Origin of the sequence: Pseudonocardia sp. WMMC193 (assembly GCF_021728735.1) — a bacterium.
GTDB classification, from domain to species: domain Bacteria; phylum Actinomycetota; class Actinomycetes; order Mycobacteriales; family Pseudonocardiaceae; genus Pseudonocardia; species Pseudonocardia oroxyli.
The window spans coordinates 4,777,900-4,791,125 of the sequence record NZ_JAKKDO010000003.1 but is presented as its reverse complement, the minus strand read 5'-3'; the positions used below and the strand labels follow the sequence as shown (position 1 = coordinate 4,791,125).

Annotated in this window: 13 protein-coding genes; 8 read left to right on the top strand and 5 right to left on the bottom strand. The window is 72.8% G+C overall.

Annotated elements, in window-relative coordinates; all coding sequences use genetic code 11:
• Window positions 1-71: 71 nt before the first annotated feature.
• Complete coding sequence (locus tag L3X23_RS24740; protein WP_093081281.1) at window positions 72-476, bottom strand: DUF5318 family protein; 405 nt, start codon at window positions 474-476, stop codon at window positions 72-74.
• A 156-nt stretch (window positions 477-632) separates the two neighbouring features.
• Here L3X23_RS24740 and L3X23_RS24735 point away from each other — a divergent pair, with 156 nt between their 5' ends.
• From L3X23_RS24735 to L3X23_RS24710, 6 genes are all read left to right on the top strand, one after another.
• Entirely contained in the window at window positions 633-1,193 is a 561-nt protein-coding gene (locus L3X23_RS24735; RefSeq protein ID WP_093080589.1) for a PadR family transcriptional regulator, read from the top strand.
• Window positions 1,190-2,263, top strand: a complete 1,074-nt coding sequence (locus tag L3X23_RS24730) for an inositol-3-phosphate synthase (protein WP_237194889.1) — start codon at window positions 1,190-1,192, stop codon at window positions 2,261-2,263. The genes L3X23_RS24735 and L3X23_RS24730 overlap by 4 nt, the downstream gene beginning before the upstream one ends.
• A 503-nt stretch (window positions 2,264-2,766) precedes the next feature.
• Window positions 2,767-3,324, top strand: a complete 558-nt coding sequence (locus L3X23_RS36695; protein ID WP_374204914.1) for a C40 family peptidase — start codon at window positions 2,767-2,769, stop codon at window positions 3,322-3,324.
• A gap of 147 nt (window positions 3,325-3,471) precedes the next feature.
• A complete protein-coding gene (locus L3X23_RS24720) occupies window positions 3,472-4,155 on the top strand; it encodes an SDR family oxidoreductase (protein WP_237194888.1) in 684 nt (227 codons plus the stop codon).
• A 44-nt stretch (window positions 4,156-4,199) separates the two neighbouring features.
• The gene (locus L3X23_RS24715) at window positions 4,200-4,964 is read left to right on the top strand and encodes a UPF0158 family protein (protein WP_237194887.1); all 765 of its coding nucleotides are present in this window, start codon (window positions 4,200-4,202) and stop codon (window positions 4,962-4,964) included.
• Window positions 4,965-5,322: 358 nt separating this feature from the next.
• Entirely contained in the window at window positions 5,323-5,787 is a 465-nt protein-coding gene (locus tag L3X23_RS24710; protein WP_237194886.1) for a hypothetical protein, read from the top strand.
• 94 nt (window positions 5,788-5,881) lie between these two features.
• Here the strand turns inward: L3X23_RS24710 and leuS are convergent, their stop codons facing one another.
• Window positions 5,882-8,731, bottom strand: a complete 2,850-nt coding sequence (gene leuS, locus L3X23_RS24705) for a leucine--tRNA ligase (RefSeq protein WP_237194885.1) — start codon at window positions 8,729-8,731, stop codon at window positions 5,882-5,884.
• Between the two features lie 187 nt (window positions 8,732-8,918).
• Between leuS and L3X23_RS24700 the strand changes: the two genes are divergently transcribed.
• A complete protein-coding gene (locus tag L3X23_RS24700; protein ID WP_237194884.1) occupies window positions 8,919-9,359 on the top strand; it encodes an SdpI family protein in 441 nt (146 codons plus the stop codon).
• Window positions 9,360-9,387: 28 nt separating this feature from the next.
• Here the strand turns inward: L3X23_RS24700 and L3X23_RS24695 are convergent, their stop codons facing one another.
• Together L3X23_RS24695 and L3X23_RS24690 are read right to left on the bottom strand one after the other, a co-directional pair.
• Entirely contained in the window at window positions 9,388-9,705 is a 318-nt protein-coding gene (locus L3X23_RS24695; RefSeq protein WP_237194882.1) for a DUF4333 domain-containing protein, read from the bottom strand.
• Between the two features lie 61 nt (window positions 9,706-9,766).
• Entirely contained in the window at window positions 9,767-10,360 is a 594-nt protein-coding gene (locus L3X23_RS24690; protein ID WP_093080628.1) for a YqgE/AlgH family protein, read from the bottom strand.
• Window positions 10,361-10,404: 44 nt separating this feature from the next.
• On the opposite strand from L3X23_RS24690, the gene L3X23_RS24685 reads away from it, so the two are divergent.
• On the top strand, window positions 10,405-11,718 hold the full coding sequence (locus L3X23_RS24685) for an MFS transporter (protein WP_093080632.1): 1,314 nt from the start codon (window positions 10,405-10,407) through the stop codon (window positions 11,716-11,718).
• Between the two features lie 43 nt (window positions 11,719-11,761).
• On the opposite strand, the gene L3X23_RS24680 is transcribed toward L3X23_RS24685, so the two are convergent.
• A complete protein-coding gene (locus L3X23_RS24680) occupies window positions 11,762-13,225 on the bottom strand; it encodes a CCA tRNA nucleotidyltransferase (protein ID WP_237194880.1) in 1,464 nt (487 codons plus the stop codon).
• Between the last annotated feature and the right edge of the window lies 1 nt (window position 13,226).

Here is a 13,226-nt window from a genome sequence, read left to right as displayed (position 1 = left end):
GAGCAACGGCGGGCCGGGACGGGGAACGTGGGTTTCACAAGTCTTCTCGGGGGTCGGGGATCACGCTGGGGTCATTCGGCGGCGGTCCTGCGCCTGCGCGGTCGGTCGGGACGGGCGCCGGTGCCCAGCACCGACGATTGGACCAGATGGTTCCAGCCGCACGTTCGGCAGACCTCCACGAGGTACACCGAGAACTCGCCGTGCCTGCCCGCGAGCTCCTCCAGCTCCTCGGGACGCCGGGCCGATCCGGAGGCCTGCCGCAGCTCCTCGCCGAAGACCCACCAGACGTGGGTCAGCCGGTCCCGCCGACAGACGGGGCACTGCTGGTCGGTCTGCGTGCCGTGGAAGCGCGCCGCACGCTGCAGGTACGGGCTCGCGTCGCACACCTCGGCCTCGCCCACCCTCGTGGCGTAGACGTCCGCGAGCAGCGCACGGCGCTGCAACGCGTAGTCGACGACCTGCCGGTGGGTGAGCACGGCGACCAGGGTACTCACCCGACCCGACGATTCGGTGACACGACGGTGACGCGGGTCTCGATAGCCCGTCGAGATGTATCGCGCCGATATAGTGAGATCCATCGATCCGTCGGGGACAGCGGGGTCCCCGGCGCCGGACACGGAGGGGAGGCGGCAGTGCTCGAGTTCGCGATCCTGGGCCTGCTGCTGGAGACTCCGATGCACGGGTATCAGCTGCGCAAACAGCTGGGTCTGCGGCTCGGCGGGTTCCGGGTCTTCTCCTACGGCTCGCTGTACCCGGCCCTGCGCAGGCTGCAGCGCGCCGGGCTCATCGCCGAGGAGGAGGCCGAGACCGGCTGGTCCAAGCGGTCTCGCCGGACCTACCGGATCTCGGCGGAGGGCAAGGAGCGGTTCGCCGAGCTCTTGGCCGAGTCGGGCCCGCAGTCGTGGGACGACGAGGGGTTCGGGGTACACCTCGCCTTCTTCTCCCGCACCCCGGCCGAGACCCGCATGCGGATCCTCGAGGGGCGCAGGCGCGCCGTCGAGGAACGTCGCGAGGGCATCCGCGCGGCACTCGCGCGGGCGGGCGAGCAGATCGATCGCTACACCCGCGAGCTGCACGAGCTCGGGCTCGACACCACCGAACGCGAGGTCCGGTGGCTGAACGAGCTCATCGAGCGGGAACGACATCCCGGCGACGAGGCCGGACCCACCGGACACAAGGGAGAACCTGCATGAGTGAGGTGCGAGTCGCCGTAGTCGGCGTCGGCAACTGCGCCGCGTCGCTGGTCCAGGGCGTGGAGTACTACAGGGACGCCGACCCGGCCGCCCGGGTCCCGGGCCTGATGCACGTCGACTTCGGCGGCTACCACGTCGGCGACGTCACCTTCGTCGCCGCGTTCGACGTCGACGCCAAGAAGGTCGGCACCGACCTGTCGGAGGCCATCTTCGCCAGCGAGAACAACACGGTGAAGATCGCGGACGTGCCGCCGCTCGGGGTGACCGTGCAGCGCGGCCACACCCTCGACGGGCTGGGCCGCTTCTACCGCGAGACGATCACCGAGTCCGACGACGAGCCGGTGGACGTCGCCCAGGTGCTGCGCGAGACGCGCGCGGACGTCCTGGTGTCCTACCTGCCCGTGGGCAGCGAGGCGGCGGACCGGTTCTACGCGCAGGCGGCGATCGACGCGAAGGTCGCCTTCGTGAACGCGCTGCCCGTGTTCATCGCCTCCGACCCGGTGTGGGCGAAGAAGTTCGCCGACGCCGGCGTCCCCATCGTGGGCGACGACATCAAGTCCCAGGTCGGCGCGACCATCACCCACCGGGTGCTGGCCAGGCTGTTCGAGGACCGCGGCGTGCAGCTCGACCGCACGATGCAGCTCAACGTGGGCGGGAACATGGACTTCCTGAACATGAAGGAGCTCGAGCGGCTCGAGAGCAAGAAGGTGTCCAAGACCCAGTCGGTGACCAGCCAGGTCGACCGCGACATGGGCAAGGACAACGTGCACATCGGCCCGTCGGACTACGTGGCGTGGCTCGACGACCGCAAGTGGGCCTACGTCCGGCTCGAGGGCCGCGCGTTCGGCGACGTCCCGCTGAACCTCGAGTACAAGCTCGAGGTCTGGGACTCCCCGAACTCGGCGGGCATCATCATCGACGCCGTGCGGGCCGCGAAGATCGCGCTGGACCGCGGGATCGGCGGCCCCATCCTGTCCGCGTCGAGCTACTTCATGAAGTCGCCGCCGGAGCAGTACAGCGACTCCGAGGCCCGCGAGGCCGTGGAGGCGTTCATCCGCGGCGACGCGTAGCCGTCGTCACTCTCGGGCCCCGACCGGTCACTCCGGTCGGGGCCCGATTTATTTGTGGACCGGAAATGTTCGCGCTCCTTCCAAACCGGAAGGTGTTTCACTCGTCCGGCCCAATAACGGTTCCATCACGAGGCCGCGCAGGGCCCGTACCACCTGCCCTGCTGTGGACAGACCGCCGATCACGCGAACATCACGGTTGCAGTTCGGCCAAATGAGTGGCCACCGTGGTGAGCGGCCTCACCCCAATTGACACCGCCGAATGCGATATGCGTCATAGCGACGCGGTTAATCCGTTCGTAATTTGGCCGACGGCCTCGCTACACCGCACACCACCCGGGTGTTCGGGATCGAGGTCACCGCCCGGAAGACGGGCGGGTGCCGTTCCCCGCCCGGGCTCCCCGGCGTCGGCGGGGACATCCCCACCGCACCCGCCACGTGGACCGGCGCTCTCCCCCGAGCGCTCGTCCGCGGTCGTCCGGCGGTGCGACCAGAGGATTCACCGAGTGCCTTCGCACACCCCCGCGCTCCTGCGCACCACCGTCGTCGCCGTCACCACCGCGGCAGCGGCGTTCTTCTCGCTCGCCCCGGCCGCCACCCCGGCCGCTCCCGCCGCGCCGACCGTCGCGGCCGCCCCCGTGGAGGTGGCCCAGCGGACCGTCGCCCTGGCGGCCCCCTCCAACGCCGTCGCCGCGGCCGCGCTGAACGCCTCCCCGGCCGCCAAGCGCGCCGCCGCGCTGGAGACCGCGCTGGCCCAGCTCGGCAAGCCGTACCGCTACGGGGCCACCGGCCCGTCGTCCTTCGACTGCTCGGGTCTGACCTCGTTCGCGTTCAAGAACGCGGGCGTCTCGATCCCGCGCACCAGCCGCGCCCAGTCGACCGTCGGCACGCCGGTCTCCAAGAGCGACCTGCAGCCCGGCGACCTGGTCTTCTTCTACAAGCCGGTCAGCCACGTCGCGATCTACATCGGCAACGGCCAGGTCGTGCACGCGAGCACGAGCGGCCAGCCCGTGAAGATCAGCAACGTCGACAACATGCCCTTCAGCGGGGCCCGTCGCGTCTGAGCACACCGGGCACCCGCGAGCATGCTCTCGACGGGGCACGCGGGTCCCGGTGCCCTTCCTCTCGCTCGATCATCGGGCGGTGAGGGTTGTCGGTGGCCGTCCTGAGTGATCATCAGGCGCTGACGGCTGTCTCCTAGGGTGCACGGCATGAGCTCCAGGCCCCTCGCCCTCGTCACCGGCGCCTCGCGCGGGATCGGTGCCGCCACCGCGCGTGCCCTCGCCCCCACCCACGACCTGCTGCTGGGCGGGCGGGACGCGGTCGCGCTGGAGAAGCTCGCCGTCGACCTGCCCGGCGCGACCCCGTGGCCGGTCGACCTGACCGACGACGGCTCGGTCACCGCCGCGGTCACCGCGTTGGACCTGCCGCGGCTCGACGTCCTGGTGCACTCCGCGGGCGTCGCGCTGCTGGGGCGGGTCGAGGACACCTCGCCGGAGACCTGGCGGCGGCAGTTCGAGATCAACGTCGTGGCGGTCGCCGGACTCACCCGGCTGCTGCTGCCGGCGCTGCGAGCCGCGCGCGGGACGGTGGTCCTCGTCAACTCCGGTGCCGGGCACACCGCCCGTCCCGGCTGGGCGTCCTACGCCGCGAGCAAGTTCGCGTTGCGCGCGTTCGCCGATGCCCTGCGCGGCGAGGAGCCGGACCTGCGGGTCGCCTCCGTCCACCCCGGACGGGTCGACACCGAGATGCAGCGGTCGGTCGTCGAGCAGGAGGGTGGGCGCTACGAGGCGGACCGCTACCTGCGGGCCGACTCGGTGGCGGCCGCGATCGTGTCCGCGGCGACGGCGTCGGCGGAGGCGCACGTCTCCGAGATCGTCATCCGGCCGCGGTAGCTCGATCCGGGACACCGGAGCCCCCCGCCGGATACGCTGCGGGGATGCTGGACCCGGCCCGAGTCGACCTCGCCGAGCTGGTCACGGCGCTCGACGACCGGACGCCCGAGGTCGAGTGGTTCATCGACCCCGCCACCGGGCGGATCGTCCCGGTGATCCCGGAGGCCGTGTGCGGGGAGCCGGAGCCGGACGTCGAGGGCTGGGTCGCGATCGCCCCCACCAGCGCGCGGGACGGGTACCAGGACATGGCGGACTTCACCGCGGGCGTTCAGCACCGCCGGGCCGCCGAGCTGCTCGACCGGGCCCTGAACGGGCGCGGGGCCTTCCGCCGGTTCAAGAACACGCTGTTCGACTTCCCCGAGGTCCGCGACCAGTGGTTCCGCTTCCGGGACGCACGGGCCCGCCGCCGCGCCCTGGACTGGCTGGTCGGCGCCGGGCTGGTCACCGGGGAGGACGCCGCGCTCGCCGCGACCGCCTACCCGGACCCCGAACCCGAGAACGAGGACCTGCCCGCGGTCGTCGCGGTGGAGCTCGCCGCCGCCTACGGCGACCGCTTGAGCCAGGTGCTGCTGGTCGGGCCGTGGGCCAGCGGCGAAGGCTCGGTGGAGTCGCCGCTCGAGCTGCTCGTGGTGCTGGGGGAGCTGGACTCGCCGTGGACCGAGCTGCGTCGGATCGACGAGGTGCTGTGGCGGCACACCGAACGCTCCGGCATCACGGTGTGCGCGTACCCGGTGTCCCAGGCGGCGCTCTCCCGGCCGGTCGAGCCCTGGCTCGTGCGCGCCCGCGCCGAGGCGGTGCGGCTGCGGTGAGGCCCTCCCGACCGACGCGGCGGGAGCCCGGGCCCGCGGCGGGGCGGCGCCCTTCAGCGGGCGCCGGTACCGATCCCGGTCCCGCGGCGAATCTGCCCGGAGTGGAACGCGGCGGTTCCCGGTGGGACGCCGCCACCTGTCCCCATGCCACGGCGGCGTCTGCCGCGGCGGTCCGCGCCGGTTCCGAGTGGGACGCTGCCGCCGCCCCCGATCCCAGGGCCGGCTTCCCCGCGGTGCAACACGACGACTCCCGGTCAGCTGCCGCCGGTCTCGCGGCCGGGCGTCGCCGTCCACTGGTGACGGACGCACCCGGCGGTCATCGCCCCGCGGCGCGGCCCGGCGGCCGGACGGGTGGGCGATGAGCGCCGCCGAGAGTGTGCCGCGCCCCGCGTCCAGCCGGGCCCGGCAGGATCTCGCCGCCGCGGAACTCCTTGCCGCACACGGCTTCTCGGCCCAGGCGGTGGAGGCGGCTGCCCGTTCGGCGCTGGGGGCCGCACAGCTCGCGTTGGCGGCGTTGGACGAGTCGCGCGACCACCCGTCGGACGTCGTGTCGGCCTACGTCCGCCGGGTCGTGCGCGAGCGGGCCATGGACCCGGACACGGGGCGGCGGCTGCGGTCGCTGCTCAACCGCGCCGAGCTCGCCGCCCGCACTCGGGCCGAGACGCCGGCCGCGGAGAGCACCGACGCGCTCGCCGACGCCCGCGCCGTCCTCGACGCGGTGGAGCAGTGGCTCGCCGACCCGGCCCGCAGTGCCCCCGGCACGGTCGAGTCCACCCGACACCGGGTCCGCCCGCTCCCGCGCCGCCGGGCGTCGGAGACGTAGCGGCCCCCGCCCGGCACCCCGGCGATGATCCACCGTCGGGGAGCCGGGCGGTCGATCTCCGACCGCCCCACTCCCGACGAGTGGATCACACCCCTCAGCGGACGATGTTGACCAACCGGCCGGGCACGACGATGACCTTCTTGGGCGCGACCCCGGCCAGGGCGGCGACGATCTTCTCGTCGGCCAGGGCGGCGGCCTCGACGGCGGCCCGGTCGGCGTCGGCGGGGACGGTGATCCGGGAGCGGACCTTGCCGTTGACCTGGATCGGGTACTCGGCGGTGTCCTGCACCAGGTACTGCTCGTCCGCGACCGGGAAGTCCGCGTAGGCCAGCGTCTCGGGGTGGCCGAGGATCGACCACAGCTCCTCGCTGATGTGCGGCGCCAGCGGGGCCAACATCAGGACCAGCGGCTCCGCGACGGACCGCGGCGCCCCACCCGGGTACTGCTTGGTCAGGTGGTTCGTCAGCTCCATCAGCTTCGCGGCCGCGGTGTTGTAGTGCAGGGCCGGGTAGTCCTCGCGCACGCCCGCGATCGCCTTGTGCAGCGCGCGCAGGGTGTCCGCGTCCGGCTCCTCGTCGGTGACCCGCGACTCGCCGGTGTTCTCGTCGACCAGGTTCCGCCAGGTCCGCTGCAGGAAGCGCTGCGGACCCACGACGTCCCGGGTCGACCAGGGACGGGACGCCTCCATGGGCCCGGTGTACATCTCGTAGAGGCGGAAGGTGTCCGCGCCGTACCGGTCGCACATCTCGTCCGGCGTGACGACGTTCTTCAGGGACTTGCCCATCTTCCCGTACTCACGGTTCACCGGCTGGCCGTTCCACGTGAAACGCCCCTCCGACTCCTCGACCACCTCTTCGGCCGGGACGTAGGTGCCGCGCGCGTCGGTGTAGGCGTAGGCCTGGATGTAGCCCTGGTTGAACAGCTTGCGGAAGGGCTCCTCGCTGGTCACGTGGCCCAGGTCGAACAGCACCTTGTGCCAGAAGCGCGAGTACAGCAGGTGCAGCACCGCGTGCTCGACGCCGCCGACGTACAGGTCCACGCCACCCGGGTCGACCGGCGAGATCGAGAGGTCCTTGCCGACCCAGTACTTCTCCGCCTCGACGCCGGTGAAGCGCTCGGTGTTCTCCGGGTCCAGGTAGCGCAGGTAGTACCAGCAGGAGCCCGCCCACTGCGGCATCGTGTTGGTCTCGCGGCGGTACTGCTTGGGCCCGTCGCCCAGGTCCAGCTCGACGTTCACCCAGTCCTGCGCGCGCGACAGCGGCGGCTCGGGCTCGGTGTTCGCGTCGTCCGGGTCGTAGGTCTTGGGGGAGTAGTCGTCGACGTCCGGCAGGACGACGGGCAGCTGATCGTCCGGCAGGCCGATCGGGCCGTGCTCGTCCCACACGATGGGGAAGGGCTCGCCCCAGTACCGCTGCCGCGAGAACAGCCAGTCCCGCAGCTTGTACTGCACGACGCCCTCGCCGAACCCCTTGTCCGCCAACCACTCCGTGATGGCGCGCTTGGCCTCGGCGACGCCCAGCCCGTTCAGGCTGATCTCGTCGTTGGCGGAGTTGATCGCGGGGCCGTCACCGGTGAACGCCTCGCCGTCCCAGTCGCCCGGGTCGACGGTCCGGACGATCGGCAGGCCGAACGCCGTCGCGAAGTCCCAGTCCCGCTGGTCCTGCGCCGGCACGGCCATGATCGCGCCGGTGCCGTAGCCCATCAGCACGTAGTCCGCGACGAACACGGGGACGGACTCGCCGTTCACCGGGTTGACGGCGAACGCGCCGGTGAAGACGCCGGTCTTCTCCTTGTTCTCCTGCCGGTCCAGCTCCGACTTGCGGGCGGCGGCGGCGCGGTACTCCGCGACGGCCTCGGCGGGCGTGGCGGCGCCGCCGGTCCACCGGGGATCGACCTCCGCAGGCCACGACGCGGGGACGAGCTCGTCCACCAGGGGGTGCTCGGGGGCCAGGACCATGTAGGTCGCGCCGAACAGCGTGTCCGGACGGGTGGTGAACACCTCGATGTCGCCCGCAGGGGCGGAGAACCGGACGCGCGCACCCTCGGAGCGCCCGATCCAGTTGCGCTGCATGGCCTTCACCGACTCGGGCCAGTCGACCCGGTCCAGGTCCGACGCCAACCGGTCCGCGTACGCGGTGATCCGCATCTTCCACTGCTTCAGGCTGCGCCGGAACACGGGGAAGTTGCCGCGCTCGGAGCGCCCGTCCGCGGTGACCTCCTCGTTCGCCAGGACCGTGCCCAGGCCGGGGCACCAGTTCACCGGCGCCTCGGAGATGTAGGCCAGCCGGTACGAGTCGATCAGCGCGCGGCGCTCGCCCTCGGCCAGCTCGCCGTACGGACGTCCGTCCGGGGTCGGCCGCGCGCCGGACTCGAACTCCGCCTTCAGCTCGGCGATGGGGCGGGCCCGGTCCGCCTCGGTGTCGTACCAGGACTCGAAGATCTGCAGGAAGATCCACTGGGTCCAGCGGTAGTACGTGACGTCCGTGGTGGCGATCGACCGGCGCGGGTCGTGGGCCAGCCCGAGCTGCCGCAGCTGCTGCTTGTACCGGGCGATGTTCGCCTCGGTGGTGGTGCGCGGGTGCGTGCCCGTCTGCACGGCGTACTGCTCGGCGGGCAGACCGAACGAGTCGAAGCCCATGGGGTGCAGGACGTTGCGGCCGTTCATGCGCAGGAACCGACCCAGCACGTCCGTCCCGATGAAGCCCAGCGGGTGCCCGACGTGCAGCCCCGCGCCCGAGGGGTACGGGAACATGTCCATCACGTAGGCCTTCGGCCGCTCCGAGCCCGGCTCGCCGGGGTTGGGGGCGTGGAAGGTGCCCTCGGCGGCCCAGCGGTCCTGCCAGCGGCGCTCGATCGCGTTGGCGAGCGTGGCGTCGTACCGGAAGGGCGGGGCTCCGGCCGACCCGCCTTCGCTGGGTGCGATCGTCGTGCTCTCCGTGCTCATCGTCCCGCTCACCTCGAGGAATGGCCGTGTCCGGCCTGCTGATCCGTGTGCCGCCCGGCGGCCCGGGCCGCATCGGTCGCGGCAGCGTGCGAGGGGCCGCGGAGCGCTTCCTCCCAGGGTAACGCCGCTGCTCGACGGGCGGTGACGGGGTTCCGAGGACACGGGACGCGGTGTCTACCCTGGTCCTGTGCCGACGACCCTCCGCCTCGTGCTCGCCGTGCTGTTCCTGCTCGTCGGGATCGCCCTGGTCGCGATCGCCGTGCTCGGCGCGCGGTCCGCGCTGCGGCGCAACCGCTGGGTCGGGGTGCGCACGGCCGCCACGCTGGAGTCCGCTCCGGCCTGGGTCTCCGCCAACCGGGTCGCCGCCCCGCCGCTCGGCGCGGCGGGCGGGATCGCGCTGCTCGCGGGGATCACGCTGGTCGCGGGTCCGCCGACCGCCTTGGCCTGGGTGGTCACGGCGGTGGGTCTGGTCGGCGCGTTCGTGCTGGCCGGGATCGGCGGCGCGCTCGGGGACCGGGCCGCGCAGCTCGAGACCGCCTCCCGCGCCGCCGAGCCGCAGGCTGCGGCGTGTGCGGGCACCTGCGCGGGCTGCGACCTCATCGCCGGGTGCCGACCCGCGCAGGCGTGATCGTCTAGACGTTCGTCTGGGACGGACGTCAGAACGGCTTGTCGATCCGGTAGTCGCCGCGTCGGTCCAGGACGGTGACCGGCACGGACCAGACCCTGCCGACCCCGGTGATCTGGCAGAACAGGACGACGTCCGGGTCGATCGCCGCCGCCGGTGGGCACTGCACCCGCCCGGCCGCCAAGGGGGCGAGCGACGGATCGGAGCGCAGGTAGTCCTGCACGTCCTGCTCCAGGCGGGCGCCGTCGATCGTCGTGGGCGCCTCCGGTGGTGCCGGGGCGGTGACCGGGGCGGAGCAGGCTCCGACCACGAGCAGTGCGGCGACCGCGAACAACGGTCGAGCCCTCATGCGTCCTCCCTCGACCGGCGAGCGGTATTCATACGATCGTCTAAGACGTTCGTATGTACGGTCAGTTCAGGCCCATCTCCACCGGGAAGGTCGCCAGCAGGGCCAGCGGCGGGCCCTGCCTACGCAGCACCCGGCCCCACAGGTCGGCGTGCCGAGCGGTGGTCACATCGTCCGGCAGACCCGGGACGACGTACCAGTCGCCGCGGGAGATCTCGCCGTCGAGCTGGCCCGCGTCCCACCCCGAGTAGCCCGCGAAGATCCGTAGACCGCGCACCTTCCCGGTCAGTGCCGCCGGGTCGCTGTCCAGGTCGACCAGCGCGACCGGGCCGTTCACCGCCACGACGCCGGTCAACCCGTCCGGCCGCTCACCCGGCCGCAGGATCGCCAGGCAGAGCGCGGTCGTGCCGTCGACCGGCCCGCCGACGAACACACCGCCCGGCTCCGCCGCGAAGGACGCCCACTTCGGCAGCACCTCCCGCACCGACGCCTCGGACGGCCGGTTCAGCACCACACCCAGGCTCCCCTGCCCGCGGTGCTCCACGATGTAGACCACCGTGCGGGAGAAGTTGGGATCGGTGAGGCCCGTCGCGGCCACCAGAAGGGTTCCGGGTCCGACCGGGGTGGCGGCCTGCCGGCCGGGGCGCTCGTCCCTCACTCACCCATGTTCGCACCCCGGTCGGGGGACGTACCCTCCAACCCGTGCCGCTCGCCGAACCGGTCTCCGAGACCCGCAAGGTCGGCGTTCGCGCCCTCCTGCGCGGTCGCGGGTTCCGCCGGTTGCTGGCCTCGCGCGTCCCGGCGCAGTGGGGGGACGGCTTCTTCCAGGCCGCGCTCGGCGGCGCGGTGCTGTTCAACCCCGAGCGGCAGGCCGAGCCGTTGGCCGTCGCGGCGGGCCTGGCGGTCATGCTGCTCCCGTACTCGGTGATCGGGCCGTTCGCCGGAGCGTTGTTGGACCGCTGGGACCGCAGGCGGGTCCTGCTCGTCGCGAACCTGCTGCGCGGGGTGTTGATCCTGCTCACCGCGGCGGCGGTCGCGTCCGGTGTCGACGGTCCGCTGCTCTACCTGGGCGCACTGGCGGTGGTGGGGGTGAGCCGGTTCGTCGGCGCGGGGTTGTCGGCGGCGCTGCCGCACGTGGTGGAGCCCCGCAACCTCGTCGAGGCCAACGTCGTCGCCTCCACGGCCGGGGCGGCCTCCGCCGCGCTCGGCGGGGCGATGGCGATCGGGGCGCGCGCCCTGCTCGGGTCCGGCGATCTCGGTTCCGGGGGCACGGCGGCGCTGTCCGTCGTCGGCTCGCTGGTGGCCGCGGCGGTCGCGGCCGGGTTCGCGGCGGGTGCCCTCGGCCCGGACAGGGCGCGCCTCCCGACGTCCCGGGCGGGCGTCGCGAGCTCGGTCTCGGCCGTCGCCCACGGCTGGGCCGACGGCGCGCGGGCCGTCGTGCGGGTCCCCGCCGTCAGTGCCGCCTTCCTCGCCGTCGGCGCGCACCGGCTGGCCTTCGGGACGAGCACCCTGCTGTCGCTGCTGCTGTTCCGCTACGCCTTCGAGGACATGGGGCCGCTGAAGGCGGGGTTCGCGGGCGTCGGGCAGGTGGTCGTCGCCGCGGCGGCCGGGATCGGCGTCGCGGCGCTCGTCACGCCGTGGCTGACCCACCGGTTCGGGCGCTCGCACACGATCCGGCTGGGGCTGGTCATCGCGGGCCTCACGCAGGTGGTGGTCGCCTGCTACATCACGCTGCCCACCGTGCTGGCCTGCGCGTTCGTGCTCAGCACGGGCGGCCAGATCGTGAAGCTGTGCGCCGACGCGGCGATCCAGGAGCAGACCGCGGACGCGACCCGCGGCCGCGTCTTCGCGCTCTACGACGCCCTGTTCAACACCTGCTACGTGCTCGCGGTCGCCGCCGCGGCCCTCCTGAGCCCGCCGGACGGGTACTCGCACTGGCTCCTGGGCGGCGCCGCGGTGCTCTACCTGCTGGGTCTTGTCGGCCACGACCTGGAGCTGCGCCGCTCGGGGTCGTGAGTGGTAAGTGGTGCTCTGGCACCACTTACCACTCACGGGCGCGTCAGCGCAGGTTCTCCGCCGCCCAGCTGCGCAGGGCCTCCTCGGCCTGGTCGCGGGTGAGCGGGCCCTGCTCCATGCGCAGCGCCAGCAGGTGCTTGTAGGCCTTGCCCACCTGCGGGCCCGGGGGGATGCCGAGGATCTCCATGATCGCGTTGCCGTCGAGGTCGGGGCGGATGGAGTCGAGCTCCTCCTGCTTGCGCAGCTCCGCGATCCGGTTCTCCAGCGAGTCGTACGAGCGCTGCAGGGCCGCGGCGCGCCGCCGGTTGCGGGTCGTGCAGTCCGACCGGACGAGCTTGTGGAGCCGCTCCAGCAGCGGGCCCGCGTCCGTGACGTAGCGGCGCACGGCCGAGTCGGTCCACTCGCCCTTGCCGTAGCCGTGGAAGCGCAGGTGCAGGTAGACGAGCTGGGCCACGTCGTCGATCACGGCCTTGGGGTAGCGCAGCTCGCGCAGCCGCTTGCGCACCATCTTCGCCCCGACCACCTCGTGGTGGTGGAAGCTGACCCGGCCGTCCGGTTCCTTGCGGCGGGTGGCGGGCTTGCCGACGTCGTGCAGCAGGGCGGCGAGCCGGAGCACGAGGTCCGGGGACTCCTCCTGCTCGATCGCCTGCTCCATGACGACCAGGGAGTGGGTGTAGACGTCCTTGTGCTGCATGTGCTCGTCGATCGCGAGGCGCATCGCGGGCACCTCGGGCACCACGTACTCGGCCAGCCCGGTGTCGACGAGTAGCTCGATCCCCCGGCGCGGGTGGGCCCCCAGCAGCAGCTTGGAGAACTCGGCCTGCACCCGCTCGCGGGTGATCCGGGTCAGCTCGCCCGCCATCGCCTGCATCGCCTCGACGACGCGGTCGGCCGGGGTGAAGCCGAGCTGGGACACGAACCGGGCCGCGCGCAGCATGCGCAGCGGGTCGTCGGCGAAGGACTCCTCGGGCGCGGCGGGGGTGTCCAGCACGCCCGCGTGCAGGGCGGCCAGCCCGCCGTAGGGGTCCACGAAGCGCCGGTCCCCGCGCGGGGCGTGCACCTCGACCGCCATGGCGTTCACGGTGAAGTCGCGGCGGACCAGGTCCGCCTCGAGCGTGTCGCCGAACCGCACGACGGGGTTGCGGGACCGGCGGTCGTAGGCGTCCGCCCGGAACGTGGTGATCTCGAGGGTCTCGTCCCCGCGCCGGACGCCGACGGTGCCGAAATCGATCCCGGTGTCCCAGGTGGCGTCCGCCCACCCCGCGACGATCTCCAGGACCGCCTCGGGCCGGGCGTCGGTCGTGAAGTCCAGATCGGACTGGCCGCGGCGCAGCAGCGCGTCCCGCACGCTGCCACCCACCAGGTAGAGCTCGTGCCCGGCCGCGCGGAAGCGCTCGCCGAGCTCGTCGGCGACAGCGGGGATGTCGAGCAGCTCCACGAGGGCATTCTCCTGGGCACGCCGGAGAGCGGCGGGGTCGACATCGGTGATCACGGGCGGGGCAGACACG